Origin of the sequence: Dietzia sp. CH92, from assembly GCF_032248695.1 — a bacterium.
Classification (GTDB): Bacteria; Actinomycetota; Actinomycetes; order Mycobacteriales; family Mycobacteriaceae; genus Dietzia.
Map to the genome: position 1 here is coordinate 487,873 of NZ_JAVHXC010000002.1, position 25,283 is coordinate 513,155.

The 25,283-nt window shown below is 70.4% G+C and carries 26 protein-coding genes; 15 read left to right on the top strand and 11 right to left on the bottom strand.

Annotated elements, in window-relative coordinates:
- The first annotated feature begins 165 nt into the window (after positions 1-165).
- A complete protein-coding gene (locus tag RWK90_RS05690) occupies positions 166-612 on the top strand; it encodes a hypothetical protein (protein WP_314035643.1) in 447 nt (148 codons plus the stop codon).
- Positions 609-2,075, top strand: coding sequence for an alpha-L-fucosidase (locus RWK90_RS05695; protein ID WP_314035645.1), 1,467 nt, complete (start codon positions 609-611; stop codon positions 2,073-2,075). Before RWK90_RS05690 ends, RWK90_RS05695 begins: the two co-directional genes overlap by 4 nt.
- 57 nt (positions 2,076-2,132) lie before the next feature.
- On the opposite strand, the gene RWK90_RS05700 is transcribed toward RWK90_RS05695, so the two are convergent.
- A complete protein-coding gene (locus tag RWK90_RS05700; protein ID WP_314035647.1) occupies positions 2,133-2,411 on the bottom strand; it encodes a WhiB family transcriptional regulator in 279 nt (92 codons plus the stop codon).
- A gap of 198 nt (positions 2,412-2,609) precedes the next feature.
- Here RWK90_RS05700 and RWK90_RS05705 point away from each other — a divergent pair, with 198 nt between their 5' ends.
- Positions 2,610-3,224, top strand: coding sequence for a response regulator transcription factor (locus RWK90_RS05705; RefSeq protein ID WP_314035649.1), 615 nt, complete (start codon positions 2,610-2,612; stop codon positions 3,222-3,224).
- 12 nt (positions 3,225-3,236) lie between these two features.
- Here the strand turns inward: RWK90_RS05705 and RWK90_RS05710 are convergent, their stop codons facing one another.
- The 3 genes from RWK90_RS05710 to RWK90_RS05720 all read right to left on the bottom strand — a co-directional run bounded on the left by RWK90_RS05710 (position 3,237) and on the right by RWK90_RS05720 (position 5,068).
- Complete coding sequence (locus RWK90_RS05710) at positions 3,237-3,761, bottom strand: cupin domain-containing protein (RefSeq protein ID WP_314035651.1); 525 nt, start codon at positions 3,759-3,761, stop codon at positions 3,237-3,239.
- 254 nt (positions 3,762-4,015) lie between these two features.
- Positions 4,016-4,534 (bottom strand): cupin domain-containing protein, encoded by a 519-nt coding sequence (locus RWK90_RS05715; RefSeq protein WP_314035654.1) that lies wholly within the window; start codon positions 4,532-4,534, stop codon positions 4,016-4,018.
- Positions 4,535-4,627: 93 nt separating this feature from the next.
- Complete coding sequence (locus RWK90_RS05720) at positions 4,628-5,068, bottom strand: hypothetical protein (RefSeq protein ID WP_314035656.1); 441 nt, start codon at positions 5,066-5,068, stop codon at positions 4,628-4,630.
- A gap of 140 nt (positions 5,069-5,208) precedes the next feature.
- On the opposite strand from RWK90_RS05720, the gene RWK90_RS05725 reads away from it, so the two are divergent.
- Positions 5,209-5,448, top strand: a complete 240-nt coding sequence (locus RWK90_RS05725) for a zinc-ribbon domain-containing protein (RefSeq protein ID WP_314035657.1) — start codon at positions 5,209-5,211, stop codon at positions 5,446-5,448.
- A gap of 9 nt (positions 5,449-5,457) precedes the next feature.
- On the opposite strand, the gene RWK90_RS05730 is transcribed toward RWK90_RS05725, so the two are convergent.
- The 3 genes from RWK90_RS05730 to RWK90_RS05740 form a co-directional block, all read right to left on the bottom strand.
- Positions 5,458-6,573: an NDMA-dependent alcohol dehydrogenase gene (locus tag RWK90_RS05730; RefSeq protein WP_314035659.1), complete on the bottom strand. Its 1,116-nt coding sequence runs from the start codon at positions 6,571-6,573 to the stop codon at positions 5,458-5,460.
- 98 nt (positions 6,574-6,671) lie between these two features.
- A complete protein-coding gene (locus tag RWK90_RS05735; protein WP_314035661.1) occupies positions 6,672-8,102 on the bottom strand; it encodes an aldehyde dehydrogenase family protein in 1,431 nt (476 codons plus the stop codon).
- A gap of 666 nt (positions 8,103-8,768) precedes the next feature.
- Positions 8,769-9,176: a RidA family protein gene (locus RWK90_RS05740; protein ID WP_314035663.1), complete on the bottom strand. Its 408-nt coding sequence runs from the start codon at positions 9,174-9,176 to the stop codon at positions 8,769-8,771.
- Between the two features lie 78 nt (positions 9,177-9,254).
- Here RWK90_RS05740 and RWK90_RS05745 point away from each other — a divergent pair, with 78 nt between their 5' ends.
- Positions 9,255-9,638: a helix-turn-helix domain-containing protein gene (locus RWK90_RS05745; protein ID WP_314035665.1), complete on the top strand. Its 384-nt coding sequence runs from the start codon at positions 9,255-9,257 to the stop codon at positions 9,636-9,638.
- A gap of 115 nt (positions 9,639-9,753) precedes the next feature.
- Here the strand turns inward: RWK90_RS05745 and RWK90_RS05750 are convergent, their stop codons facing one another.
- Complete coding sequence (locus tag RWK90_RS05750; RefSeq protein ID WP_314035667.1) at positions 9,754-11,040, bottom strand: cytochrome P450; 1,287 nt, start codon at positions 11,038-11,040, stop codon at positions 9,754-9,756.
- A gap of 53 nt (positions 11,041-11,093) precedes the next feature.
- Between RWK90_RS05750 and RWK90_RS05755 the strand changes: the two genes are divergently transcribed.
- The 8 genes from RWK90_RS05755 to RWK90_RS05790 all read left to right on the top strand — a co-directional run bounded on the left by RWK90_RS05755 (position 11,094) and on the right by RWK90_RS05790 (position 19,219).
- Positions 11,094-11,768 (top strand): hypothetical protein, encoded by a 675-nt coding sequence (locus RWK90_RS05755; RefSeq protein WP_314035669.1) that lies wholly within the window; start codon positions 11,094-11,096, stop codon positions 11,766-11,768.
- A gap of 227 nt (positions 11,769-11,995) precedes the next feature.
- Positions 11,996-13,630: a GMC oxidoreductase gene (locus tag RWK90_RS05760; RefSeq protein ID WP_314035671.1), complete on the top strand. Its 1,635-nt coding sequence runs from the start codon at positions 11,996-11,998 to the stop codon at positions 13,628-13,630.
- Positions 13,631-13,850: 220 nt separating this feature from the next.
- On the top strand, positions 13,851-14,420 hold the full coding sequence (locus tag RWK90_RS05765; protein WP_314035673.1) for a hypothetical protein: 570 nt from the start codon (positions 13,851-13,853) through the stop codon (positions 14,418-14,420).
- A 103-nt stretch (positions 14,421-14,523) separates the two neighbouring features.
- The gene (locus tag RWK90_RS05770) at positions 14,524-15,540 is read left to right on the top strand and encodes a hypothetical protein (protein WP_314035674.1); all 1,017 of its coding nucleotides are present in this window, start codon (positions 14,524-14,526) and stop codon (positions 15,538-15,540) included.
- Complete coding sequence (locus tag RWK90_RS05775; RefSeq protein WP_314035676.1) at positions 15,540-16,082, top strand: hypothetical protein; 543 nt, start codon at positions 15,540-15,542, stop codon at positions 16,080-16,082. The genes RWK90_RS05770 and RWK90_RS05775 overlap by 1 nt, the downstream gene beginning before the upstream one ends.
- Before the next feature lies 1 nt (position 16,083).
- On the top strand, positions 16,084-17,157 hold the full coding sequence (locus RWK90_RS05780) for a hypothetical protein (RefSeq protein ID WP_314035678.1): 1,074 nt from the start codon (positions 16,084-16,086) through the stop codon (positions 17,155-17,157).
- Positions 17,158-17,213: 56 nt separating this feature from the next.
- The gene (locus tag RWK90_RS05785; protein ID WP_314035680.1) at positions 17,214-17,969 is read left to right on the top strand and encodes a hypothetical protein; all 756 of its coding nucleotides are present in this window, start codon (positions 17,214-17,216) and stop codon (positions 17,967-17,969) included.
- A gap of 818 nt (positions 17,970-18,787) precedes the next feature.
- A complete protein-coding gene (locus RWK90_RS05790) occupies positions 18,788-19,219 on the top strand; it encodes a DUF732 domain-containing protein (RefSeq protein ID WP_314035682.1) in 432 nt (143 codons plus the stop codon).
- 40 nt (positions 19,220-19,259) lie between these two features.
- Here RWK90_RS05790 and RWK90_RS05795 read toward each other — a convergent pair whose 3' ends face one another.
- On the bottom strand, positions 19,260-20,261 hold the full coding sequence (locus RWK90_RS05795) for a hypothetical protein (RefSeq protein WP_314035684.1): 1,002 nt from the start codon (positions 20,259-20,261) through the stop codon (positions 19,260-19,262).
- A gap of 162 nt (positions 20,262-20,423) precedes the next feature.
- The gene (locus tag RWK90_RS05800; RefSeq protein WP_314035686.1) at positions 20,424-20,840 is read right to left on the bottom strand and encodes a VOC family protein; all 417 of its coding nucleotides are present in this window, start codon (positions 20,838-20,840) and stop codon (positions 20,424-20,426) included.
- A 300-nt stretch (positions 20,841-21,140) separates the two neighbouring features.
- Here RWK90_RS05800 and RWK90_RS05805 point away from each other — a divergent pair, with 300 nt between their 5' ends.
- Entirely contained in the window at positions 21,141-21,776 is a 636-nt protein-coding gene (locus tag RWK90_RS05805; RefSeq protein WP_314035688.1) for a hypothetical protein, read from the top strand.
- Between the two features lie 376 nt (positions 21,777-22,152).
- Complete coding sequence (locus RWK90_RS05810) at positions 22,153-23,970, top strand: DUF726 domain-containing protein (protein ID WP_314035690.1); 1,818 nt, start codon at positions 22,153-22,155, stop codon at positions 23,968-23,970.
- A gap of 148 nt (positions 23,971-24,118) precedes the next feature.
- On the opposite strand, the gene RWK90_RS05815 is transcribed toward RWK90_RS05810, so the two are convergent.
- The gene (locus RWK90_RS05815; RefSeq protein ID WP_314035692.1) at positions 24,119-25,099 is read right to left on the bottom strand and encodes a hypothetical protein; all 981 of its coding nucleotides are present in this window, start codon (positions 25,097-25,099) and stop codon (positions 24,119-24,121) included.
- Positions 25,100-25,283: the final 184 nt, after the last annotated feature.

The window sequence follows — 25,283 nt, forward strand, 5'->3', positions numbered from 1 at the left end:
CCACTCCACTCCGGCCGACCCGCCGACACGCGCACCCACGGCCGGCCACGGTCGCAAAATCAGGTGTGTCGCACTCTATCGCCCGCGTGAGCGTGCCCGTGAAGATTAAGCGAAACCTGATTACGGCCGTTCCACCGGGTGCGGCCCCCACAGTAAGGCGCCATCATGCACCGTCCGCCCACCCTCACCGCCGCCTCCTGGATCTGGCTGTCCTGTGCGCTGGCCGCGATGCTCCCCGTGTCCAACATCCTCGCCGCGACCGGCTTCATCGCCGTGTTCGTGGGAGTCGACGGCACCGAGGAGGAGGTGGCCGTGGGCCAGGCGATCGGACTGTTCGGCGTCGCCATGGCCACGGTGATGGTCCTCGCGGCGGTGATCCAGCTCGTCGCGGCCGTGAAGCTGCGCGACGGCGCCCGCTGGGCCCGCGTCCTGCTCACGATCTCCGCCGTGATCGCCCTGGTCGTGGCGCTGGCCGACATCACCGTCGCCTCCTCCTGGGTCCTGCTGGTCGCGAACATCGTCGCGATGGTCCTGGCCTACAGCGACTCCGCCTCCGACTACCTCGACAGCGGGCGCGACCTCACGGTGCCGGCGGCGCGGGTGAGCGCGTGAACCACCCCGCCGACTGGGAGCAGTTCGCCGACCGCGCCCTGCCCACCTGGTACGACGACGTCAAGCTGGGGATCTTCGTCCACTGGGGGCCGTACTCGGTCCCCCGGTGGGCGCCCCGCGTCCCCGACATCCAGCGGCTCATCCACGACGGCGGACCACGCCGCATGCTGCGCGAGAACCCGTACTCCGAGTGGTACCTCAACTCCATGCGCATCCCCGGCAGCCCCACCGCCGAGCACCACGCGCGCACCTACGGCCCGGACCACGGCTACCACCGGTTCTCCGCCGAGTTCACCGAGGCCGCGCGCGAGGCGGACGTGGACCAGATCGCCGAACTCGCCGCCGCCGCGGGCGCCGGCTACGTGGTGCTCACGACCAAACACCACGACGGCTACACGCTGTGGCCCTCGGACCACCCGCACCCCCGGCTCGGCCGGTACGGCAGCGAGCGCGACCTGGTGGCCGACCTCGACGCCGCGGTCCGCGCGCGGGGGATGCGCACGGGCCTGTACTACTCGGGCGGCTACGACTGGCCGTACAACGACGCGACCCTCACCGGGCCCGCGGACATGGTGCTGGCCATGCCCGACGACCCCACCTACGTGGCGTACGTCGAGGGGCACGTGCGCGAGCTCATCGAGAGGTATGCGCCGTCGGTGCTGTGGAACGACGTCGGCTGGCCGGCGTCCTCGGACCTGCCGGCGCTGTTCGCCGAGTACTACGCCGCGGTGCCCGACGGGGTGGTCAACGACCGCTGGGCGCAGGCCGCCGTCAAGCGCGGAGGGGCGTCGGAGGCGGTGCTGCGCGGCCTGGGCGGGCTGGCGCAGTGGGCGTGGCGCCTGCTGCCCGAGGCGAGCCGCCACCTGGCCTTCCCCGCCTCGCCGCACCACGACGTCACCACGCCCGAGTACGCGCAGCTCGAGGAGATCGCGGAGCACAAGTGGGAGACCGTCCGCGGTGTGGGCCACTCGTTCGCCGCCAACCGCAACGAGGACCCGGCCGACATCGTCACCGCCCGCGAGCTGGTCCACATGCTGATCGACGTGGTGAGCAAGAACGGCAACCTGCTCATCGGCGTGGGCCCGCTGCCCGACGGGTCGGTCCCGCCCGAGCAGCAGGCGCCCCTGCGCGCCCTGGGCCAGTGGCTGCACGCCAACGGGTCGGCGGTGCGGGGCAGCCGGCCGTGGCACCGGCCGGCCGCGACCGCCGCCGACGGCACCGACCTGCGCTTCACCCGCACCGGCGCCGACCTCAACATCTGCACCCTCGGCACCCCGGACAGCCCCGACCTCGTGGTCCCGGGCGTGCGGGCCGAGCCGGGCGTGCGGGCGCTGCTGGTGTCGACGGGGCAGACGCTCGAGGTCAGCGACCGCGGCGGCGCGTTGTGCGTGCGCCTGCCCGGCCGGTTGCCGGTCTCGCCCGCGCACGTGGTGCGACTCAGCGGGGAGGTCGGGGCCGGGTAGCCGCCACGCCCGGGGCGGGCGGCTACGGCAGGCCGACCGCGCCCCGGTCCGGCGCGGCTACCCCGTCCGGTGGCGCCCCGCCAGCTTGTGACGGTCGCCCTCGGTCATGCCACCCCACACGCCGTACAGCTCCCCGGCCTCGATGGCGAACTTTCTACAGGTGCCGAGCACCGCGCACCCGGCGCAGATCGCGACCGCCTTCTCCTCCTTGCGCCGGCGGACGCCCTTGGGCTCGTCCTCCGCGCTGTAGAAGAGGTCGTTGTGTCCGACGCAGGCCCCGTCGTCCCTCCAACCCCAGAATTCCGACGTCGGCTGCAGATTACGAAACCGTGGCACTAGATCTCCCTGTTGCTCGCGGACTCATCCTGGGTTGACGCTCCCCGCCTGAGCCGCAACGCATTTCGCGCCGCGGCCGGCCTGCGGCGCGAAAGGTCAACAGCGCATTGTCTCAGCCGGCCCCGCGGCGGCTCTACACCCCTAGGGGTGTGTTCGGGTCGGCGCCGGAACCCGGCGCGCCCTTGCTACTGTCAGCCGATGCTGAGAGTCGCGGTGATTAACGACTACGCCGTCATCATCGCGGGCGTGCATGCGTTCCTGGCTCCGCATTCCGACCGGATCCGACTGGTCGAGCGCACCCGCCTGGACAGCGGGCCCAACCCGGTGGACGTGGCCCTGTTCGACTCCTTCGCCTCGCCGTTGGGCCGGGGGACGCACCTGGAGTCGCTGGTGCAGGATCCGACCATCGGCTCGGTCGCGGTCTTCTCCGACACCTCGGATCCGGCGGCGATCCGCGACGCCTTCGACGCGGGCGCGCACGGTTTCCTCTCCAAGTCGCTGACCGCGGACGAGTTGGTGGGCGGCATCGAGGAGATCGCCGCCGGGCGCCGGGTGACGCTCCACGGGACGTCCACCCCCACGACGGGCCCGGACCGGTGGCCGGCGGCGGAGGCGGGCCTGTCGATGCGGGAGTCCCAGATGATCGGCCTGATCGTGCGGGGGCTGTCGAACGAGGAGATCGCCGCGTGGTGCTACCTCTCCCCCAATACCGTCAAGACGTATGTGCGCTCGGCGTACCGGAAGATGGGCGTGACGACCCGGGCGCAGGCCGTGGCGTGGGGCATCGAGAACGGCCTGAGCCCGGACCGGTAGACCGCGCCCGGGTCAGCGCTCGCACTCCGCCAGGTTCATCTCGGTGGGCGGTTTGCCGCTGGGCATCATGTACGTCACCGTGAGCACCACGTCCTCGGTTCCGGTGTTACGGACCTCGTGCACGTAGCCGGCGCCGTCGATGATCGACTCCCCGGCGCGGTAGACGCGTTCGCCGCCGGGGTGGAGGTCGGCGTAGTGGGTGAGCTCGCCGCGGCGGATGACGCTGATGAGCTGTCCGTGGTGGCAGTGCCGGCCGGTGCTGACGCCGGGTTGGATGATGATCTCGCGGACGGACACGGCGACGCCGTCGGTTCCGCTGGCCACCTTCACCTCGACGGACTCGTCGTGGGTGCCCATGGCGATGAGGCTCGCGCGGATGGGCTCGGGCGCGGCCTGCGAGACCGAGAGCACCGGCGGCAGCGTGACGATGTCCGGCGGCGCGGCGCTATCGGACGTGTCGGGGCTGCATGCCGCCAGCACCAGCGCGAGGCTGGCGAGTGCGGCGGGTGTCCGCGCGCGGCACGGTGCGTGGGACATGGGGGATCTCCGACCGTCTGGACCGAACGAGGGGGATGTCGGTCACGTGAGAGCGATGTTAGCGCGGTTGCCCCGTCGCATAAGGGTCTTCATATTCACGATCGGGTCACGACGCACCCCCACGCCGACCTGTCAGCTGTCAACCGCGGCTGGGAAAGTGAGGCGGTCGAGAGGGGGACGTGCGGAAAGGGGCGACGACGACGAGGCCGACCTCTACCCCCCGGCCCGCGTCGGCCGGTGGTGGCGGAACCGGCTCAGGGTTGGCACTGCGTCAGGTCGGTCTCGATGAGGGGTGCGCCGCGCGTGGTCAGGTAGGTGACGGTGAGCACCACATCGGTGGGGCCGTCGTTCCGAGCTTCGTGCACGAGGCCCGCCGGTTCGACGATCGAGTCCCCGGCCCGGTAGACGCGCACGCCGCCGGGGTGGAAGTCGGCGTGATGGGTGAGTTCGCCGCGGTCGACGACGCCGATCACCTGCCCGTGATGGCAGTGTCGGCCGGTGCTGACCCCGGGCTGGAGGATGATCTGGCGGTAGGTGACGGAGATGCCCTCCGCCCCGCCGTCGACGGAGACGTGGACGGGTTCCTCTTGAACGCCCCTGGCGATCACGACACCGCGGCCCGGGTCGGCGACGGGCGTCGTGACGGTGAGGACGGGCGGCGCGGTGGGCAGCGGCGCGGGGGGCGGCGGCTGTGTCCCGGCGGTCGAGCATCCTGCGAACACGGTGGCGAGGACGGCGAGGGCGGATATGCTGCGAACTGGCGTGCACGCCATAGCGAAAGTCCCCGTCCGTTCGGACTGAACGAGAAGTTTCGGCCAGTGACTCGAGGCTACGCTGCCCGGCGCGTTTAGTGAAGAGTCTTCACATCACTGTCGCCTCGCCTGCAGCTCCTCGAGGACCCGTCGGTTCACCTCCCCGGTCGATCCGTCGCCCCACCGCGGGTAGTCGAACCACACGCGGATGCCCGGCCCGCTGAACGTGGGCACGTCGACGAACCCCAGCTCGCGCTGAGCCGGCACACCACTCCTCTTGATCCGGGAGCACGAGATCACGGGGTCGAACCCCGTCGCGCACGCCACTTCCACGCCGGGCTCGATCGGGGTGAGCACGCGCGTCCCGGCCACCGCGGGATTCCAGAAGCCGGGGTCCCGGGGGCCGAGCACGTCGGAGACGATCTGCGGCATACCGCGCGGGATGGGCGGGGCGGCGGGCTGAGCGCCGGCGGGCGCCGCGCCGAGAACACCACCTGCCACGCCCGCCGCGATGATGGCGCCGAGAACGGAGAGGGACGTGCGCGGTGCGGTCATGAATCTCCCGGTGAGAGCGATCAGGGCCCGGCCAGCGTATGCCTTGGGCGCACGGCTGCGGGCGGTCTTCCCATTACCCGCGCCGCCCGTGCGATCCCGCACCGCGTGCGGACCGGCCACTCGCCTGCCACCCTTGACGGATGCTCGTCATCTTCGGCTTCAAGAACTCGGCGCGGAACCTCGGCCTGGCGCAGGCCACGTGCCCCCGGTGCGGCCATCGCGCGGCGCAGCGGGTGGACCGCCGCTCGCGCGCGTTCTCGGTGTTCTTCATCCCGATCATCCCGCTGGGATCGTCGTACGAGGCCACGTGCACGGCGTGCGGGTCGACCACCAAGATCAGCCGCGACCAGGCCGAGGGGATCCTCGCCGGGGCGTTCTGACGCCGCCCGCTAGAACCGGATCACGCCGCGCAGGTTCCTGCCCTCGCGCATGTCGACGAACCCCTGGTTGACCTCGTCGAGCGTGTAGGTGCGGGTGATGAGCTCGTCGAGCTTGAGCTTCCCGGCGCGGTAGAGCTCGATCATCCAGGGGATGTCGGCGGTCGGCGCGCACGATCCGTACAGGGAACCCTGGAGCCGCTTCTGGTAGAGCGTCAGCTCCATGGGGCTGATGGGGATGCCGACGTCGGTCATCGAACCCAGGCCGGTGACCACGCAGGTCCCGGCCTTGCGGATGGCGGAGAACGCCTGCGCGATGTGCTCGCCGGTGGTCACGCCCACCGTGACGATCGCGGAGTCGGCGCCCTGCCCGTTGGTGAACGACCGGGCCAACTCCGTCGCTTCGTCCATCCCGGCCACGGCGTGGGTGGCGCCGAACGCCAGCGCCGAGTCGCGCTTGAACTCGACCGGGTCCACCGCGATGATCCGCGCCGCCCCGGCGTGCGCGGCGCCCTGTACGGCGTTGATCCCGATGCCGCCGATCCCCTGGATGATCACCGTGTGCCCCGGGTAGACCTCGGCGGAGTTCACGGCGGCGCCCCAGCCGGTGCCGACGCCGCAGCCGAGCAGGCACAGCACCTCGAGCGGCAGCTCGGGGTCCACCTTCACCGCGGAGTCGGTGCTCACGGTGGTGTACTCGCTGAACGTGGACAGTCCGCAGGTCTGGGCCACGTCGACGCCGTCCAGGCTGAGCCGGAAGCTGGTGGGGTCGTCGGGCCGGGTGCCGCCCATGATCGCGGCGCCGCGGTCGCAGAGGTTCTGCAGGCCCTGCGCGCACCAGCGGCAGCGGCCGCAGGCGGCGAGGAACGAGAACACCACGTGGTCGCCCTCGGCCCAGCCGTGCGTCTCGGGGCCCACGGCCACCACGACGCCGGCGCCCTCGTGCCCGCCGCAGATCGGGTAGGACCCCACGGCGTGGTCGCCGCTGGCGATGTGGTCGTCGGAGTGGCACAGGCCGGCCGCGACCATGCGGACGGTGATCTCCCCGCGCCGGGGCTCGTCGAGGTCGAGGTCGGCGACCTCGTAGGTGCCGGGGGCCTGGCGGATGATCGCGCCGCGGGTCTTCATGGGTGAGAGGTGTCCTTTCGAGGGGGTGACGCGCGCCGGGGCGCGGCGCGCGGGGGCCCGGCCGGCCGCGACCGGCCGGGCGTGCGCTCATGCCGAGGTCAGGGCGCGATCTGGGCCTTCATCGCGGCGGTGAAGTGCTCGCCGTAGGGCGGCAGCATGCCCCACTCGCCGCGGGGGTCGGCGTCGGGCGCGAAGAACACCGTCCGCGCGTGCGAGAACTGAAGGAATCCCTCGCGACCGTTGTAGTGGCCCATGCCGGACGCGCCGAGGCCGCCGAACGGGGCGTCGTTCATCCCCGGGTGCATCATGACGTTGTTGACCGTCACGCCGCCGGAGCGGGTGCGGGCCAGGACGTGGTCGCGCTCCTCGTCGTCGTCGCCGAAGTAGTACAGCGCGAGCGGGGTGGGGCCGCCGGCGACCTCGGCCACCACCTCGTCGACCGTGTCGTAGGGCTGCACGATCATGGCGGCGCCGAAGATCTCCTCGGCGCGGATCGCGGCGTCGGCGGGCGGGTCCACCACGATGCGCAGGGCGCGACGCCGGTCCTCGGCGGCCGGCTCCTCGGCCGGGGCGGTGACCACGCGCGCGCCGCGCTCGGCGGCGTCGCGGACGTAGGCGTCGACGCGCTCGGCGTGGCGGTCGTTGACCGCGGACACCACGTCGGCGTTGGCGGCGGCGGTGGGGTGCAGGGTGGCGAACGCGTCGGCGACCGCCTCGACCAGCGCGTCCACGTTCCGGCGGGGGACATACACGGTGTCGGGGCTGACGCAGATCTGGCCGCCGTTGGTCGCCTTGGCCACGGCGATCTTCATGGCGGTGGAGGCCAGGTCGGCGGAGCGGCCCACGATCACGGGCGACTTGCCGCCCAGCTCGAGCGTGACGGGCACCAGGTTGCGCGCGGCGTTCGCCATGACCGCCTTGCCGACGGCGGCGCTGCCGGTGACGACGATGTGGTCGAACGGCTGGCTGGTCAGATCCTGGGCGACGTCGGCGCCGCCGGTCACCACGGCCACGACGTCGGGGTCCAGCGCGTCGGCGGCCACGCGCGCCAGGAGCTCGGCGGTGCGGGAGGTGATCTCCGACGGCTTGATGACCGCGGTGTTGCCGGCCGCGAGGACGCCGGCCAGCGGGCTGAGCAGCGTGAACAGCGGCGCGTTCCAGGTGCCCAGGATGAGGACGGAGCCCTTGGGCTGGTACTGGACCTCGCAGCGCGCGCCCATCTGGTCGTAGGGCGCGAAGGGGGTCCGCTCGTCGGGCTGCATCCACTGCTCGAGGTTGTCGCGGGCGTGCTTGAGGGCGCCGAGGGAGCCCACGACGTCGTTCATCAGGGTGTAGCCGGGGTGGCGGCCGCCGAAGTCGGCGTCGATGGCGGCGGCGAACTCGTCGTGGTGGCGCACCAGCAGGTCGATGACGGCCTGGATGCGGGCGCGGCGCTCGTCGGCGGTGGCGGGTGCAGCGGCGCGCAGGGCGTCCTGCTGGCGCTCGCGGGGCTCGGCCAGGTCGGAGGCGGTGGTGGTGGTGAGAGGCATGGGCGGAGCGTAGACCGCGAGTTGACAGGTGTCTGGACTTCCGTCATTGCCAGGGTGGGCGAACGACTTTCGCCGGCCGGTGGGCGGTCTCGCGCAGTGGCGGGGACGGTGACGACGACGACGAGGCCCTCCCCCGCCCCAGGCCCCGCGGTGGGCGCGGTGGGCGGAACCGGCGGGGCGCGCCTCGTGCGGGGCAGCGGCACGCCGCCGGGCGCACCGCTCGGCCCATCGCAGGCGGCGCCCCACCCATCGTGGGGTCGATTTCGTTCACGTTTCCCCAGGTCAGCTTTCGCCCGAGCGCGCGTTTGTGACCACTCGGCGAGCGACCGTCGCGGCGCACGGCCAGGGTCAGTCGCCAGCCGGCGGCGATGCCCACGACATCGGTCCAGCCGTCCACGTCGCATTGGCCGTCCTTGTTCCAGCCGGCGGCGCGCACGGACCCGTCGTGAAGGAGACCGACCACGTGCCCCCTGCCGGTGTTGGGCGCGGCGTGAACGTTTCCCGCCGCCACGGCCACCATCTCGCGCCAGTCACGGACGTTCACCCCGTCCGCACCCACGGCCCCGGCGGTGATGCCCGACCCGTCGGCCAGGACCCCCACCGAGTACCGGCGACCGGCGGCGATCCGCGGCCGGAGCGTGGGTGCGACCATGCGGCCAGTATCGATCAGTCCAGAACCGCCGTGGCCTCGATCTCCACCAGCACCTCCGGTTCGAAGAGCATCTGGACGCCGATGAGCGACGCGGGCGGCATCGGCAGTGCCAGGCCGATATCGTCGGCGACCGCCTCGATCCCGGCCATGAACTCGCCGATCTTCTCCGGCTGCCAGTCGGTCACGTACACGGTCAACCGGACGACGTCGGCAAACGTGGCGCCGGCGCCGTCGAGGGCGCGGGCCACGTTGCGCAGCGCCTGCGCGACCTGGCCGGCGAGATCGGTGGGGATCGGTGAGCCGTCGGGCATGTGCGCGACCTGCCCGGCGATGTACACGTGCCGGGTCCCGCTGGCCGTGGCCACGTGGTGGTAGGGGGCGTCGGGCAGTAGGCCGGCCGGGTTGGTCAGGGTGACGGTCATGGTTCTCCTGGTGTCGATCCGAGTAGGTATCGAATGTCTACGTGGTGTCCCCAGGTCACTTCAACGAAACTAGGTCGCATGCCCGTTACCCCGCCGCCGCGCGAGCACGACGTTCTGGTCACCGAGGCCCACCGCGAACTGCTCGGCCAGGTGCTGGACAAGTGGTCGCTGGCCGTGATGAACGAGCTGTGCGCGGCGCCGAACCGATTCAACGAGCTGCGGCGGGCGATCCCGGCCGCCTCGCAGAAATCCCTCTCGGCGACACTGCGTCGGCTCGAGCGAAACGGCCTGGTAGAGCGGCGGCTGCTGAGTAGTCGGCCCATCGCGGTGGAGTACCGGCTCACGCCGTTGGGCAAGACGGCGCGCGAGCCGATCGACGCCCTGCTCGCGTGGTCCTCGGCGCACCTGCCGGAGATCGACCGGGCGCGTCAGGCGTTCGACGCCGGGCTCGCCGACGACTGAGCGGCGCGTGACCCGAGCGCGCACCGCCGGGCCTCCGGGCCTCCGGGCCTCCGGGCCGCCGGGCCGCCGGGCCGCCGGGCGGTAGCCGCCGGTCGGTGGCTATCGGGCGCCCACCTCAGCCCCGCCCGCGCTCCAGGCCCGTCGCCGGCAGCGAGACGAATCCGCGGGTGAACGGGGAGAGCGCCCGCACGGCCGCGTCGGCGTCCACCCCGGCGTATGGATGTGCCGCGTAGAGCTCCTCCACCGCGACCCGCGCCTGCAGCCGGGCGAAGTGCGATCCGATGCAGAAGTGTGGCCCGCGCGCGAAGCCCAGGTGCCCGGCGCTCTCGCGGCGGATGTCGAGCTGCCCGGCGGTGGGCCCGAACTCGCGCTCGTCCCGGTTGGCCGAGCCGTAGAGCAGCATCACCTTCTCCCCCGCCGGGATGGTCACGCCGCCCACCGTGACCTCGCGCGTGGTGGTCCGCGCGAGCGCCTGCACGCTGGACTCGTAGCGCAGGCACTCGGCGAGGGCGCCGGGGATCAGCGCGGGGTCGGCCACGATCATCTCCCGCTGCCGCGGGTGTTGGTCGAGCAGCGCGACGGTGTGGGAGATGAGGTTGCCGGTGGTGTCGTTGCCGCCGGCCACGATCACAAAGCAGAAGCCGAGGATGTCCCAGTCGTCGAGGCGCTCGCCGTCGATCTCGGCGGTCGCCAGCGCGGAGATGAGGTCGTCGCCCGGGGCCGCCCGACGCTCGGTGATGAGCTCGCCGAAGTAGGCGAACATCTCCGCGACCGCGGCCACGGCCCCGCCCTCGAGGCCCGCCGGGCGGAACCCCTCCTCCTGCAGGGTGGTGAGCGCGCTGACCCAGGGGCCGAACCGGGGCGTGTCCGCGGCGGGCAGGTCGAACAGCCGCGCCAGCACGAACGTGGGGATCTGCGCACTGAAGTCGCGGTGCAGGTCGACCACCTCGCCGTCGTCGTACCTCCGCGCCATCTCGGCCAGGCGCTCCCGGACGAAGTCGCGGATGGCCGGCTCGGTCCGGGCCACCCGCCGGGGCGAGAACGCCGAGGCGAGCAGTCGCCGCTTGGTGGTGTGTTCGGGCGGGTCCATCATGACGATGGTCGGCGCCAGGCCGAGTGTGTCGATCTCGTCGCGGTAGAACGTCAGGCCGCTGGCGGAGGAAAAGGTGGACGGGTCGCACACGGCGGCGTCGACGTCGGCGTAGCGCGACAGGGCCCAGAAGTCCGGGTGGGCGGCGGTGCCGTCGCCGCGGTGGTGGTGCACGGGGTCGGTGTCGCGCAGCAGTCGGTACCCGGGATAGGGGTCGGCGAGGTGGGCGCGGCCGAAGGGGTCGAACGCGGGCGCGGCGGTGGCGGTGGCGGACGGGGCCGTGGCGGGCCGGGCGGTGGCGCGGGGGCTCATGCGCACATTTAACACCCGCTGTTAACAATGCGGAAGGGTTCTACACTCGGCCCGTGCCCCACACGCCCGGCCCCCGCGAACCCAGCCCCCGCACACCCAGCCCCCGCACACGCAGCCCCCGCTCGGCCGGCACCCGCGACGCGCTCTACGCCGCGGGGCTGCGCCGATTCGCGCTCGACGGGTGGCGCACGGCGCGGGTCCGCGACATCGTGTCCGACGCGGGCCAGGGCAACGACTCGGCGATCAACTACCACTTCGGCGGGCGCACCGGACTACTGACGGAGATCCTGCGCCGCGGGGTGGCGCGCATGGAGGACGAGCGCCGCGCGGACCTGCGGCGATGGGCGGAGACGCCGCCCGACCTGGTGGAGATCGTGCGGGGGGTGGTCGCACCGTTGGCGGCACTGGCCGACGACGACGAGGGCCGCTGGACGCTCCGCGTGATCGGGCAGCTCGCCGCGTCCGCGGAAGTGGATCGGACGGTCACCGCCGGGCCGGTGGCGGACACCGCGTTGCAGGACCAGCTGACGATGCTGGTCACAGCTGCGGCGCAGCGGGGTGGCGCGGACCTCGCGCGGCACCGGGTGCGGCAGCTGATCGTGATGCTCACCGCCGAGCTCGCAACCCGCGCCGGTGACCCGCCGGACTCCCCGCCGGCGCACGCCGTCTACGTGGCCGACTTCGTCGGGTGGCTCGCCGCGGGACTGGACCGGCCACGTCCAGCGTGATGATGTTCTTATGTGAACCCCGATAGATCAGGTCGACCGTCCAACCCGAACCGCGTGCCGACCAGCGTCAACGCCGGTCGTTAGCTGGACCAACTACTCCGCCGCCGGTTCGCGGGCCTGCGGACCACTCTTCCGATACCGATCGGTAATCGAGTTCTCAGGGGCTATACATCTGCTCAGCCCGTTCCCACCGGGCACCCGAGCACGCCCGAGCCCCAGGAGCCCCCATGTCCTCGCAGATGCCCCTGTCCCGCCGCCGGTTCCTCGCGACCACCGGGCTGGCGACCGGTGTGGCCGCGGCTGCCACGTTGTCGTCGTCGTCCTCGGCCTCGGCGGCGCCGCTCCCCCAGCGCGCCCTGACCACCGACGACCGCCTGCCCGCCCTGGTGATCGGCAGCGGCTACGGCGGCGCCGTGGCGGCGCTGCGCCTGACGCGCGCGGGGATCCCCACCCACATCGTGGAGATGGGTCGCGCCTGGGACACGCCGGGGCCGGACGGCACGACCTTCTCCGACATGCTCAACCCGGACAAGCGCTCCACCTGGCTCGCGGACACCACCAGCCAGCCGGTGAGCAACTTCATGGGCTTCGGCATCAACCGCAAGGTCGAGCGCTACGTGGGGATCCTCGACGCCGAGAAGTTCGCGGGCATCAAGGTCTACCAGGGCCGCGGCGTGGGCGGCGGCTCGCTGGTCAACGGCGGTATGGCGGTCACGCCCAAGCGCAGCCACTTCGAGCACATCCTGCCGGGCGTCGACGCGGACCAGATGTACTCCACCTACTTCCCGCGCGCCAACGCCACCCTGGGCGTCAACCACGTGGACCAGGCGTGGTTCGAGTCGAGCCCCTGGTACCAATACGCCCGCGTGGGGCGGAAGACCGCGCACCGCTCCGGCTTCGCCACGACGTTCGTGCCCAACGTCTACGACTTCGAGTACATGAAGCGCGAGGCCGCGGGCACCGCGACGCCCTCCGCGCTGGGCGGCGAGGTCATCTACGGCAACCACGCCGGCAAGAAGTCCCTGGACAAGACCTACCTCGCCCAGGCCGCCGCCACCGGGCGCCTCACCATCTCGCCCCTGCACCGGGTCACGGCCGTCGCGCCGGCCACGAGCGGCGGCTACCGGGTGACGATCGAGCAGATCGACGAGCAGGGCGCGGTGATCGCCACCAAGACCGTCACCGCCGACAAGGTCTTCTTTGCCGCCGGCAGCGTCGGCACCAGCAAGCTGCTCGTGTCGATGAAGGCGCAGGGGCTGCTTCCCAACCTGTCCTCGCAGGTCGGCGAGGGCTGGGGCAACAACGGCAACATCATGGTGGGCCGCGCCAACCACATGTGGGACGCCACCGGCTCCAAGCAGTCGACCATCCCCACCCTCGGGATCGACAACTGGAACGACCCCACCGCCTCGATCTTCGCCGAGATCGCGCCCCTGCCGGCCGGCCTCGAGACCTACGTGAGCCTCTACCTGGCGATCGCCCACAACCCAGAGCGGGCCCGCTTCCAGTTCAACTCCGCCACCGGCAAGGTGGACCTCACGTGGAGCACGGCGCAGAACCAGCCGGGGATCGCCATGGCCAAGCGGGTCTTCGACAAGATCAACAAGAAGGAGGGCACGGTCTACCGCACCGACCTGTTCGGCGTGTACAAGACCTGGGGCGACGACTTCACCTACCACCCCCTCGGCGGCTGCATCCTCGGCCGCGCGACCGACTCCCACGGCCGCCTCCACGAGTACCCCGGCCTCTACGTGATGGACGGCTCCCTGGTGCCGGGCAACGTGGGCGTCAACCCCTTCGTCACCATCACCGCGCTGGCCGAGCGGAACATGGACGCGATCATTGCCGGCGACCTGGGGTGACGGTCGCCCGTCTGAACAGCCGTCTACCGCCATAGGCAGGGGACCTGAGCGCACGTCCAGCGTGGATCCGGGCCCGTACGCGCAGGCAGGTTGGCCAACCATGCCGAATCGCATTAAAACCTGGACACCTCCGGGACTAAACGTTAACTTAGGGAGGTCACCCCACTGTAACGGCGGTCACACTTCCCCTTTCGGCCGCCGTCGTCCCTCGGAGGATTCCATGCGCACTCCCCTGCTCGCCGTGCTCGGCGCCGCCGCCGCCCTCTCGCTCGTCGCGCCCGGCACGGCCGCTGCTCAACAGCCCCTGGATTCGGACACCCAGGAGGTCAGCTTCCGGGTCGTCGCCAACGAGCTGGGCGGACTGTCGGTCAACACCGGCGGCTCGAACAGCACCCTGGGCCTGGCGGCGGACGGCGGGACCGCGTCGGGAACGCTGACCGCATTCAGCATCACGGACACGCGCGGCACCACCACGGGGTGGAACGCCTACCTCGCCCTCACGGACTTCGTCCACACCTCGGACGCGCGCGCGATCATTCCCGCGACCAAGGCCACCTACCGTCCGCCGGCATCGGCCAACGGCCTGGTCCTCGGCGGGACGGCCAACCGAGTGGCAGAGACGATTCCCCTCAAGAACTCCGACACCCTGTTCATGACCCGCACCACGCGTGACCTGCCCACGACACTGGAGATCGCGACCATCCCCAACGTCAACGCCATGACGGTCGACCTGTCCGACGGAGCGGCGCTCGGCCAGTACAAGGCCACGCTGACCCTGTCCGCGCTGTAGACGCCCGCCACTCCAGATCACGCGCCGCGGGCGCCGGGGACGGGACCGCTCCTCCCCGGCGCTCTGCTGCGCGCCGCCGTTCACCTCGCGAGAAATGGGTCCCATGCGCCTCCTGGCACAGCTGTTGCTGGCCCTCCTGACCGTCCTGCCCGCCGGTGCCGCGGCGGGCTCCGCCCCCACCGCTCAGGCCCAGCCCGCCGGCGCCGCCGCCCCCGGTTCCATCCGGATCGCGCTGCTCGACATCCCCGCCGATCGCGCGGACGACCCGCGGGCCCAGACCTACATCGTGGACAACATCCCGCCGGGAGTCTCTATCACCCGCCGCGTGGAGGTCTCCAACAACACCGGGGCGCCCGCCGTCCTCGATATCTATGCCGGGCCCGCCGCGATCGAGGACGGGGCCTTTGTCCCCCGGCCCCGCGGTGAGTCCAACCCGCTGTCCACGTGGGTGAGCCTGAGCGCCTCCGAGGTCGCCCTCGAGGACGGGCAGTCCGCCGAGGTGGAGGTGACCATCGCGGTTCCCGCGGACGCTCCCGAGGTCGAGCAGTACGGCGCGGTGTGGGCCTCAACCAGACCGGCCGACCTCGGCGACGGTCAGCAGATCTCCCAGGTCTCGCGCGTGGGGGTGCGGCTGTACGTGTCCGTGGGCGAGGGGAACGGCCCGCCCTCGGACTTCTCGATCCGCGAGCTCTCCGCTCGCCGCGCGGCGGACGGCACCGCCTCCGTGGTGACGCGGGTCGAGAACGTCGGCGGCCGGGCCGTGGACGTGTCCGGCTCATTGGCGTTGACCGACGGTCCCGGCGGGCTGACCGCGCAGGCGGTCACGGCCTCCATGGTGACCATCGCCCCGGGCGGGGAGGCCGAGGTGGAGTTCGTGATCCCGTCGAGCGCGGCCCTGCCCGCCGGCCCCTGGCGGGCCACGGTGGACCTCGCCAGCGGTTGGACCGAGCACTCCATCAGCGAGAGCGTGACCTTCCCCGACGCGGGGGCGGAACCCGAGGCCGGCGGCTTCCCCGTCGCGGCGGGGGCGGGCATCGCCGCCGTCGCGCTGGGCCTGCTCATCCTGACCGCGCTCCTGTCGCGCCGCCGCGGGTCCCGCGGCACCGGTGAGGAACTGTGATGCGAGGGCAGTCGGCCCCGGGGCGGGTGCGACTGCGGGTCGGCCACGCAGGCCTGGTCGCCGCTCTCACCGCCACCCTAATTTCCGCGGCCGCGGTGGTCGGCGCCTCCGCCTGGGCGTCCCCGTCGGCGAGCACCTCGCTGAGCTTCGACGTGGTGGACCCGCCCGGTGGCGGCCTTCACCTCGCTGTGGCTCCCGACGGTGGCCTGGCGTTACCGCCCGGGGGATCCGCGGAGGAGCTGCCTCTGCCCCGTGCGGTGGTCCACGACAACCGGGGCGGCGGAACGCGTGACTGGTCGGCGTCTGTGGCCGCAGTCGGAGGCGCGGAGACGTGGGAGGCGTCGTACCGCGTCACCGCGCTCACCTCTCCCGGCACCGGGGCGACTCTCAATCGCATGCCCGGCTGGACGCGGATCCGCACTACTCAGGAGGCAGTGGTCTCGACCGGCATCACCGGGCTCGCAGAGAGCAGCTCCTGGGCTCCCTCCCTGCGGGTCACGCCATCCGGCGCTCGCGGCGCACTCGTCACCTCGGTGCTGTGACGTGACCCCCACGACCGCCGGTCCGGGCACCCGCCTCGCGACGTTCACACTCACTGCCGCAACGCTCGCGGTGGCCACTATCGCCACGCCCCTCACCACGCCGCTCGTCTCACCGGTCGTGGGCACGGCCCACGCCGCACCGGTCGACGCTGCGGACCACGGCACCGTGGGGATCGCCCTCGCGGACACCCCACCCGCGCACAGCGACGATCCCCGGTCGGGCCGGTACATCGTGGGGCACCTGGACCCGGGCCGGACCCTCACGCGGCGAGTGCGGGTCACCAACGACACGGCTGCCACGCAGCAGCTCCAGCTCTACGCCGGCCCGGCCACGGTCGAGGGCGGTCGCTTCCTGCCCGGCGAGCCCGGGGCCGCCAACACGCTGACCCGGTGGATCACCGTGGACCCGCCCGTGGCCCGGGTGCCACCCGGGGGGTCGACGCTGGTCACGGTCACCATCACCGCGCCGGCGAACGCGCCTACCCGGGAGCACTACGGCGTGATCTGGGCGTCGCACACCTCGGCGGCATCGCGCGACGCCGGCGGGCAGCCGACGGGAGTAGACCTGGTCTCCCGGGTAGGGGTGCGCGTGTACCTCTCGACCGGCGAGGGCCGCCCCGCCGACCCGGACTTCGAGATCATCGATCTCCGGCCGATCCGTGACGTGCTCGGGGCTGCGGCCCTGGTGGCGACCGTGGTGAACATCGGCGGCCGCGCACTGGACCTGGGCGGGACGCTGGAACTGACCGAGGGCCCCGGCGGGCTGACCGCGCCGCCGCTGCCTGCGGAGCCGGTCACCCTGGCCCCCGGGGACTCCGCCGAGGTGCCGTTCCGCCTCCCGTCGGATGCGGTCCTGCCGCCCGGGGAGTGGCGGGCCACCCTCGACCTGGCCAGCGGCTCGGTGCGCCGGGAGGTCGATCGGGCAGTGGGCCTCGAGCCGGACCATGTCTCGCCGGTCTCGACCGCCGAGGGTCGCGACGCCCCTTCCGGACGGATCGCTGTCGCCGCGGCGGCCCTCGCTGTGCTGGCCGCGTCCCTCGGCGCGTGGTGGGCGGTGATACGCCGGCGCCCCTGAGCCGTATCACGACCGCTTCCGTCACCTGGATCCGCATCACCACAAGGAGAACGACCATGTCTCGCACCACCGCCCGCCGTACCGCCTCCACCCTGACCGCCGCACTGATGGCCGCCGCGCTGCTTCCCGCCACCGCCGCCACCGCGGTGGCCGAGCCCACCACCACCGCGGCCTGCGCCACCAGCCAGACCCGGACTTTCAGCTGGGCGGGCAGCGCCGGCTTCGAGTACCACCTGGCCAAGGAGGTGGTGGGCGACGGCACCGCGGCGCCGGGCGGGACCGTGACGTTCCGGACCACCGCGAGCGGGGCGGGGGCCCTGGTGACCCGCCTCGAGGACTTCCACCCGGAGGGCTTCGTCCTGGTGAGTGCTCGCGAGAGCGTGTGGAAGGTCGTCGGCGGGCAGACCTGGACCACCGTCACCGACGACGTGCGCACCAACGCGGCCACGTCGTCGGTGTACCGGGAGAGCGCTGGCTGGACCACGGCGGGCGGCGCGCACGCCACGCTGGAGACCACCTACCGTGTCCCGGCCGACGCCACCCCGGGGGACGTGCTGGACACCGGCGCGGGCATGACGCTCGTGCTGGCGGATGGCAAGAAGGTCGCCAACCCCATCGGCACGTGCGTGACCATCCGCGAGAAGAACGCGGCCGAGCAGGTCGCGGGCAGCCTCGACGGGCTGGGCCTGGGGTCGCTCAGCGCCGGCTCCGCGACCCTGGAGGGGATCGCGGGCAGCCCCGCGACGTTCTCCGCCGACCTCATCAACCAGATCGACGTGGGCCAGATCCTCGCTGGGGCGGCGGGGAGCTGACCGACGGCCCGTGCCAGGCGCGCCCGGGGAAGGGGACGACGACGAGCTCGTCCATTCCTCCCCGGGCCCGCCGTCCACGGAGACTCGGATCGGGCTCCGACCCGCGCGATGCCCCCGTGGGGCCCCGCATGCGCTGCCAGCGGACAAGCTCTGTCCGCAGCCACCCGTAGCGTCACACCACGAACGGAGGAAGCCGCACTACGGGAGCCACACCCGGGGAGAAGGGACCCTATGAAGATCGCCGTCACGACCCCTCAGGGCAACGTAGGCCGCCACCTAACGCGGATGCTCATCCGCGCCGGAGTGAGGCCTCCTGCTCACCCGCCACCCGGACCGGATCCCCGCCGACGTCGCCGGGCACGCCGAGCTCGCGCAGGCCGACTCGCGCGACCCCGACCAGGTCATCGCCGCCACCGCCGACGTCAACGTCCTCTACTGGGTCGACCCACCCGTCGCCACGCCCGAATCGTCCGCCACCGGCCCGTCACCGGCCCCGGGACCTTGGGCACCGCGCCCTCCTTCGCTTGATCGCCTTTCTACCGTGTGGGTACGACATAATCGACGGGCCAAGGGCGAGAGCGGCTGCCAACCCGCGCCACCGGGCCAGACTGGCTGCAACTGATACAGGCATTAGTGCCAACCGCCAAGACTGCGGCGACATGGCGGCCTTGCTGCGCCAACGACTTGGCTGACGGCTAACCGTTGATTAATGTTGACGGCACCTGCGGCGGCTACTGGGATGCACCGGCCCGCCACGTCGATGCCCACGCTCGCAACGCCCCTCGAGGCGGCAGGAAGACCGCACTCAAGGACAAGTGATGATCAGGTCATTGACCGCTGCCGCCGTGGGAGCGCTCGCGCTCGCCGGGTGCGCGAGCGAAGCCCCGGCACCGGCGCCCTCACCTTCTCCCGCGACCAGCTTCGGCGCCGCGGGTGCGGAGAAGGCATCGAGGGAGCGCTTGGCCGGAAGCGCCTCCACCTCCCGCGCCGCTGCCTCGTCGTACACCAAGTCGGACCTCGACATGATGGTCGAGGCGTACCAGGACGGAGGTGTGTCGTTCCCGCGCAGCCACGCGGCGGAGTACGCGGAAATCACCTGCAAAGCCACGCGCGACGGATTGAGTCCGATGCGCGTTGCGGACATGTGGAGCGGAGAAGTGACCGACTACTCGGTGTCGGACCACTACATCCTGGTCGGGGCGGCGATCGGCGCCTACTGCCCGGAGCAGCTGGGGCTGGACGGCTACTGACGCGGTTGGGCTAGTTAGCTGGCTAAGACCGACGCAATCTCTATTCGAGCGGCGCGAAGGTCTCAGCAGCCAGTGACGACGCCGAGGTGTGAATTAACGCCAGATCGGCGCCTAGCAACTCCGCTGCGCCGCCAGCATGACCCTGCAAATCCTGTAAATGGTCAGTCGCGAATTCACTGTTAGCGACCGACTCTAGGAGATCCGCCAGAAGATGATCCGTCTCGCCGTCGACGAGACGCTCCATCTGGGCCACCTTGGTGGAAATCTCCTCCACTAACCGCGCCAGCACCACTAGCTGTTCAGCGCGCGAAACCAGCGACCTGACCCCGTATTCGTATACCTCGTACCGCTTCTCCCATAGCTGCTGCGCGGTAACGCCGAGGGCGTCTGGCCGTCCACCTATCTTCTCTCGCAATTCGTTCAGCAGTTGCGAAAACTCAACGACCTGCCGCACTTCAGAGCCGAGGTTCAATTGCACCCGCGTCGACTCCAACACGGGTGAGTTCCATGCTCGGCTATGCGCAATTCGGTGAATCGCGAAAAGTGCATGCCCGAGGTGCCGATCCACCGGCTGCCCGGCGTCGAGGGGCCGAGTGACGTAGCGCTGGTTGAAAAACCCGCTTAACCGCGCGGTGGAGAACATTCGGCGAGCGGAATGGGGCACCGTTAGACGTTGCGCTCGCACCTCGAAGCGGCTTCCCGGCTCGCCGCGAGCTCCCTGTTGTAGGGCTACCTCCATCGGCGGCGGGTCGTGGGGCGACACAACCTGACCAGTGTCGGTGACTGCGATAGGCAAGCCACTGTCGATGCGCTTGAGAAGAGGGCCGACGGCGCCTACGTAAAGAGCGAGGACGCTGTCGTCTCCAGGCTCAATGACAGTCACGTCCATCGGCGGAGGAATTTGCCGCGCAATGTACTCGCGAGCCTTCTGCCGGGCGTCCCCCTCCGCCCTGCGGATCCAGTCGGCAGTGAGGGACTCCTCGGAACGGGCCACCGCCTCGCGCCGAGCGTTCGCGCGCCCGTCTGAGTTGCTCTCTCCCACGCTCGTCCCCCTGTACGTGTGGCCTCTGCTCGCAGAACCTTCTTTCGATGAGTTTATCGAGTTCACAGCGATCTCAGACCGATGGCGGGTATTCCACCCGCCCCGCAGCCTCACACGGTCGCGGAACCGGCTGAGACAGCGCCGGAAAGCGTGGACCAGACGCTAGACAAACTGGCCGGTGGGCCAGACCTCACCCCTCGCAGAGACAGAACGGGGCCCGACCGGGTCGAGGTAGACCACAAATCGTCCGTCGAGGCTGGGCTTGTGACCGTGTCGCCGCGCTCCGGCGGCGAGGACTGCCGGCTCTGCCTCGCCGATCGACTCAACGTAGAAGTCGAGGTGCACCTGGGTGGGGATCGGGCCGTCCGGCCAGGTCGGCGCGCGGAAGTCGGGGACGCTCTGGCAGGCCAGCGCGAACGCACCTGGCTCGCCGTCTGGCGGCAGGACGTCGACCCAGACCAAATACTCGGCTTCGTCTCGTATTCGCCAGCCGAGCATGGACGCGTAGAACTCGGCGAGCTGGCGCGCGTCAGGGCAGTCGAGTGCGACGACCACACGCCGCGTCGTGATCCCGGCCATTCCGCAATGCTACGACCCCCGCGGTCAGGGGCCCGGACAATCTTGAGCTCTCCGCCCCCTAGCGCAAACCGCTCCTCTCAGGCACAATAAGAAGCCCCTTACCCCGGGCGTCCCGCCCCTCACCTATGCGGCCGCCCCTTCCGAGAGGGGGCTCCCGTGAGTCTTCCCATGCCTATCTCACCCGACGACCCCAGATGCCGCCGCGCCCCGGTCCGCCGCGATCCAGCCCCTCGCCGCAGCCGCAGCTCGCCGTTACCCGCCCGGACACGCGCTCCTGGGCGCCCGGCCCGGCCCTGGCAGATGTGGCTGATCCTGGCCCTGTCGGCGGTACTAGTCGCACTGATCGTCCTCCGCGGCGTCGTGCAGGCCACGGCGATCACTCGTTTCCTGGCCGAAGGGTGGCCGACGGTCGGCGAGGCGGCCGGTCTGGCGACGCCGTCGGCGGGCTGGATCATCGACACCTCGTTCGTCATCGCGACGGCGTGGGTGGCGATCGCGGCGTGCACCTTCAGCGGTTCGCGCGCGGGCCGGGCGGTCTTCACCGCTCTGCTCGCGGGCGTCAGCGTCATCGGGTTGGGGGGTGCGCTCGCTCCGCAGGCGGCGGCACTGGGCCGCGGGGAGCTCGTCCTGGCGGCGGCGCATCCCACGTTCGCCTCCCTCACCTCGGCAGCGGTGGTGCTGGTCGGCCTGGCGGTCCTCGTGCTGCTCTACCTGCCGGAGGTCAACGAGTACTTCCGCATCCCTTCCACCCAGCTCGCCGCCTACCTGCAGGCCCGCACCCCGACCCACGACGACGCTCCCCTCGCCATGAACGCCCCCGCCCCGCCCAGGGCACAGACCCAGTCCGGGCGACCTGCGACCAAGGTGACCATTCCGCGGCGCCAGCGCGCGGCCACTCCCCCGCTCCGCGCCGAACCGGTCGCCTTCACCATCTGACGAAAGCGCCGAGAAAGGTTGACGACGACGAGCTCCGCCGCCGCGGTCCGGCACGCCGGCCGCGGGCTGTGCGGAACCGGCGGAGGAGGCGCCCGAGGTCGGCTGTCCGCCAAGTGATGACAACAACCTCGCCCTCTCTCCGGCCCAGACAGCTGAGTGAATGGCCGACTTGAGTGCGAATAATCACGATCAGCAATGCGTCCACTTCGGCGCTCAGCAGCGCGATCGTCAATTACCCTTCGTTAATCACAAAGTCGCACGTGAACACTGTCTACGCCTTCGGCGACCGGGCTATCCCAGCTCGAATCTCGAAGGCCGATCGTCGCGTGGTCAACAACGAGTCCCCGCGTCTAGCGGGTTGGAAAGCAAGGGTTAGATGCCAGGCGAAGCGGTGTGGTTCAGAAAGTCCGACGACGGGTCGACCGTGGCCGAAGCCCGTTCTGCGAAGGGCCTGAAGCTGACCCTGACGGGAATGCCAGGCGATCTCGAACCACAGGCGGTAGGCGACGACCGGCTCAAGCGAAATGCGACGTTGTGCCACAACTTATGGGCTTACGGCGGATTCGAGCGCCAACTCGCGGACCTTCCTGACTTGGTCGACGATCCTGACGCCTCGAATATTCAGGACGCGGCCGACGCGGCGGCCGATCTAGCCAGCGGTGTCGGTCTCCCCGCTGTCATCCCCGATTCCGATGTTCCACTGGACCAAGACGATGACGAGCTTCCACCCGACCCCGAACTGGTCGACGTCCCCGAGCTAGTAGGGCGTAAGGCGCGGGCGGCGCTGCAGAAGAAGGCAGATGGCCACGCGCGCGTTGTGAAGAAGATGGTCGTGCTCATCGACGAGCTCGGTGAGGAAACGCACGAGGGCTGGTGCTCGAACTGCTTCAACAAGAGCGTGCACCGCAAGGTCGCGAGCGCCAGGCTTCGCAGCAATACGTACCTGTGCGAGGACTGCGGCGCGCCGACGGATAAGTGCGCCGCTCCACGCTGCACGAACATGGCCAACCGGAGCCTGGGCACACTGCACCTACCGGGCTTCTGCGCGGAGCACTCTCATGATCTACCCAGCTTCGAAAGAGCTAACGACCAGATCGAGAGACTCGACGACATCAAGACCTTCCTCAAGTACGACAAGCCGAATCTCGCCCGCGGCACCCAGCTCGGTCTGACCGCGGTCTTCACCGCGGGCGCTGCGTTCCCCCTGGCGCTCGCGGCGGCGCCTGCTGTTGGTGGGGTCGTCGGGGTGCTGGCCTCGAAGTTCGGCGCTGGCGCCACGCTCGCCGGAGCCGCGGCTGTCAACCACGGGCTGGCGATTCTGGGCTTCGGGACCATCGCCGCCGGGGGACTGGGCATGGCCGGGGGAACGATGGTCGTCTCCGCGGTCGGTGCCGCATTGGGAGGCGGCTTGGGCGCATCGGTGACCAATTCATACGTTCGGGGCGACAAGTCGTTCAAGATTGAGTTTCTGCGCGAGGGCAACGGCGTCCCGGTGATCATCGCCCGCGGGTTCACCACGGAGAAGAGCATCGATTGGTGGCAGGCCGTGGACTTCGTCGAGAAGACCTATCCGGGCCACCCCATCTACCTGCTGAATTGGGGTTCCAAGGAACTCGCGGATGTCGCCATCCTGATGGGAAAGGTCGGCGCCGGCCAGGTGGGAAAAACCGCCGTCGGTGGATTCGCCAAGCGCGCTGGCAAGAAGGCTGCGGCGAAACTCAATCCGATTCTTCCGGTCGCGATCGCGGCAGATGTCGCCAAGAACCCGTGGCACGTTGCACGGGTTCGCGCCGACAAGACGGGCGTCATCCTCGCTGACATTCTCGCCCGCTACGACAATGAGGTCATCCTGGTGGGCCACAGCCTCGGCGGACGCGTCATGGCAACGGCGGCCCAGGCGGCGTCGACCAATCTTCGCAAATCCCGGATTCGCGACATCCGGCTCGCGGGCGCGGCGATCGGCGCCACGTTCGACTGGGACGCGGTCGGGCGTGCCGCCTCGGGTGTCGTGGTGAACTACTTCAGCAAGAACGACTCGGTGCTCAAGACGTTGTACAGAGCGGCAGAGTTCGGAAGCATAGCGGCCGGACTTGCGGGTACCGGGTCGGCAGCCAGCAACGTTCACGACGTCGATGTTTCGGACAAAGTGCCTAATCACAGCGCCTACTGGCTCAATATCGCGGGGGCCTTCTGAGTGCAGTCCCCGGGCTCAGATCGCAGAGACACCCCGGTGCGCCGCGCGTGTAAGGCTGCCGCGGGGCGCACCGGGTGAAGCACGGAGGGCGCGGTTAACCCGACAGCCTGTCCATGTCGCCCTACGGAAGCGTCTGAGTCGAGTTCGCTTAGCTTCCGTGCGACTGCCAGAGATCCCCCGCCGGGGCTTGGATCGATGCCACCTCAGCCAGGAAGCTGATCTGAGCTGCCAGATTCGCCTCAACCGTTCGGCGCTCTCGGATCGTATCTTCCACTCCTGCCCCACCATCGTTGAGAAGCGAGTCCGCCTCCAATTCGTGTAGACGAGCGGAACGCTGGTAGAGCCTGTTGGCCTGATCCCGCTGGTCCATCAGCCTGGAAACGCGTTCGATCTGCTCTCTGTATTCGATCAGCGAAGCGAGCTCCCGGAGAAGCGATCGCCTGGCAGCCATGACACGCTTACGCTCCAATTCCCACTGAGCGAATAGCGCCTCGTTGGCAAGGTCAGGCCGGGGGTCCGCCGCTGAGACGAACTCGTTGAGCTGCAGCGATCGGCGGGTGAGACGGTCCAGAACCAGGCCGAGGTCGAGGACGGCATCCTTGTCCTGGATCTCTTGGGAATCCCACGCACGCGACTTCATGATGTGGGCGACCTGGTTGCGGGCGTGAGCGACAACCCGCAACTCGAACTGGTCGACTTTCACCGCATCGAGACCCCGGATCAACACGGGAGGCGGCGGCGTTGGTCGTGACAGCTTCCAGATGACGAACGCAAGGCCGACGAGGATCGGTAGGACTACTAACAGCTCCCCCGCCAGGCGAGAAAATAGAAACGCCCCAATGGTGAGCACCCCATAGACCGCTGCCCCAATCAGAAGCTTGCGGCGGTTCTCCCGCCAGAAACTACCCGGGCCATGGAGTTCCGCTGGGCGCGGAAGCGTCACACCCAGGTATTCCCGCACCGTCAGCTCCCGAGACTCCCGGGAAAACCGGTCGTACTGGTCGTCGTATGGAGGTAGGTCAACAATCGTTGACACCGATATGTCTCGACGGTTCAACCCATCCGCCTTACGGATCAGGTTGTTCTCCTCCGATTCGCGGTGACTTTCGGTCCTCTCGTCGTTTTCCACGCTTCATCTCCAATCGAAAACTGAAGCTGTACGGCCCCAGCTTCAGCTCTCCGGCTACTCCGGCATCAACCAAACGGACTATATCCGCTGCCTAACGTCCTCTTAAGTAAACGTCGGACCTCCGCCGAAATGGACACCGGTGGCACAACGACCGCGCCCTTCTGGCCACCACCGAGTCTCCCGA

Coding starts and splice junctions, on each gene's coding strand:
- RWK90_RS05690 (WP_314035643.1), top strand. CDS start 166: ATGCACCGTCCGCCCACCCTCACCGCCGCCTCCTGGATCTGGCTGTCC.
- RWK90_RS05740 (WP_314035663.1), bottom strand. CDS start 9,176: ATGACCGTCACCCTGACCAACCCGGCCGGCCTACTGCCCGACGCCCCC.
- RWK90_RS05735 (WP_314035661.1), bottom strand. CDS start 8,102: ATGCCTCTCACCACCACCACCGCCTCCGACCTGGCCGAGCCCCGCGAG.
- RWK90_RS05715 (WP_314035654.1), bottom strand. CDS start 4,534: ATGGCGTGCACGCCAGTTCGCAGCATATCCGCCCTCGCCGTCCTCGCC.
- RWK90_RS05745 (WP_314035665.1), top strand. CDS start 9,255: ATGCCCGTTACCCCGCCGCCGCGCGAGCACGACGTTCTGGTCACCGAG.
- RWK90_RS05760 (WP_314035671.1), top strand. CDS start 11,996: ATGTCCTCGCAGATGCCCCTGTCCCGCCGCCGGTTCCTCGCGACCACC.
- RWK90_RS05750 (WP_314035667.1), bottom strand. CDS start 11,040: ATGAGCCCCCGCGCCACCGCCCGGCCCGCCACGGCCCCGTCCGCCACC.
- RWK90_RS05720 (WP_314035656.1), bottom strand. CDS start 5,068: ATGACCGCACCGCGCACGTCCCTCTCCGTTCTCGGCGCCATCATCGCG.
- RWK90_RS05710 (WP_314035651.1), bottom strand. CDS start 3,761: ATGTCCCACGCACCGTGCCGCGCGCGGACACCCGCCGCACTCGCCAGC.
- RWK90_RS05775 (WP_314035676.1), top strand. CDS start 15,540: ATGCGAGGGCAGTCGGCCCCGGGGCGGGTGCGACTGCGGGTCGGCCAC.
- RWK90_RS05810 (WP_314035690.1), top strand. CDS start 22,153: ATGCCAGGCGAAGCGGTGTGGTTCAGAAAGTCCGACGACGGGTCGACC.
- RWK90_RS05730 (WP_314035659.1), bottom strand. CDS start 6,573: ATGAAGACCCGCGGCGCGATCATCCGCCAGGCCCCCGGCACCTACGAG.
- RWK90_RS05725 (WP_314035657.1), top strand. CDS start 5,209: ATGCTCGTCATCTTCGGCTTCAAGAACTCGGCGCGGAACCTCGGCCTG.
- RWK90_RS05705 (WP_314035649.1), top strand. CDS start 2,610: ATGCTGAGAGTCGCGGTGATTAACGACTACGCCGTCATCATCGCGGGC.
- RWK90_RS05770 (WP_314035674.1), top strand. CDS start 14,524: ATGCGCCTCCTGGCACAGCTGTTGCTGGCCCTCCTGACCGTCCTGCCC.
- RWK90_RS05785 (WP_314035680.1), top strand. CDS start 17,214: ATGTCTCGCACCACCGCCCGCCGTACCGCCTCCACCCTGACCGCCGCA.
- RWK90_RS05790 (WP_314035682.1), top strand. CDS start 18,788: ATGATCAGGTCATTGACCGCTGCCGCCGTGGGAGCGCTCGCGCTCGCC.
- RWK90_RS05765 (WP_314035673.1), top strand. CDS start 13,851: ATGCGCACTCCCCTGCTCGCCGTGCTCGGCGCCGCCGCCGCCCTCTCG.
- RWK90_RS05800 (WP_314035686.1), bottom strand. CDS start 20,840: ATGGCCGGGATCACGACGCGGCGTGTGGTCGTCGCACTCGACTGCCCT.
- RWK90_RS05805 (WP_314035688.1), top strand. CDS start 21,141: ATGTGGCTGATCCTGGCCCTGTCGGCGGTACTAGTCGCACTGATCGTC.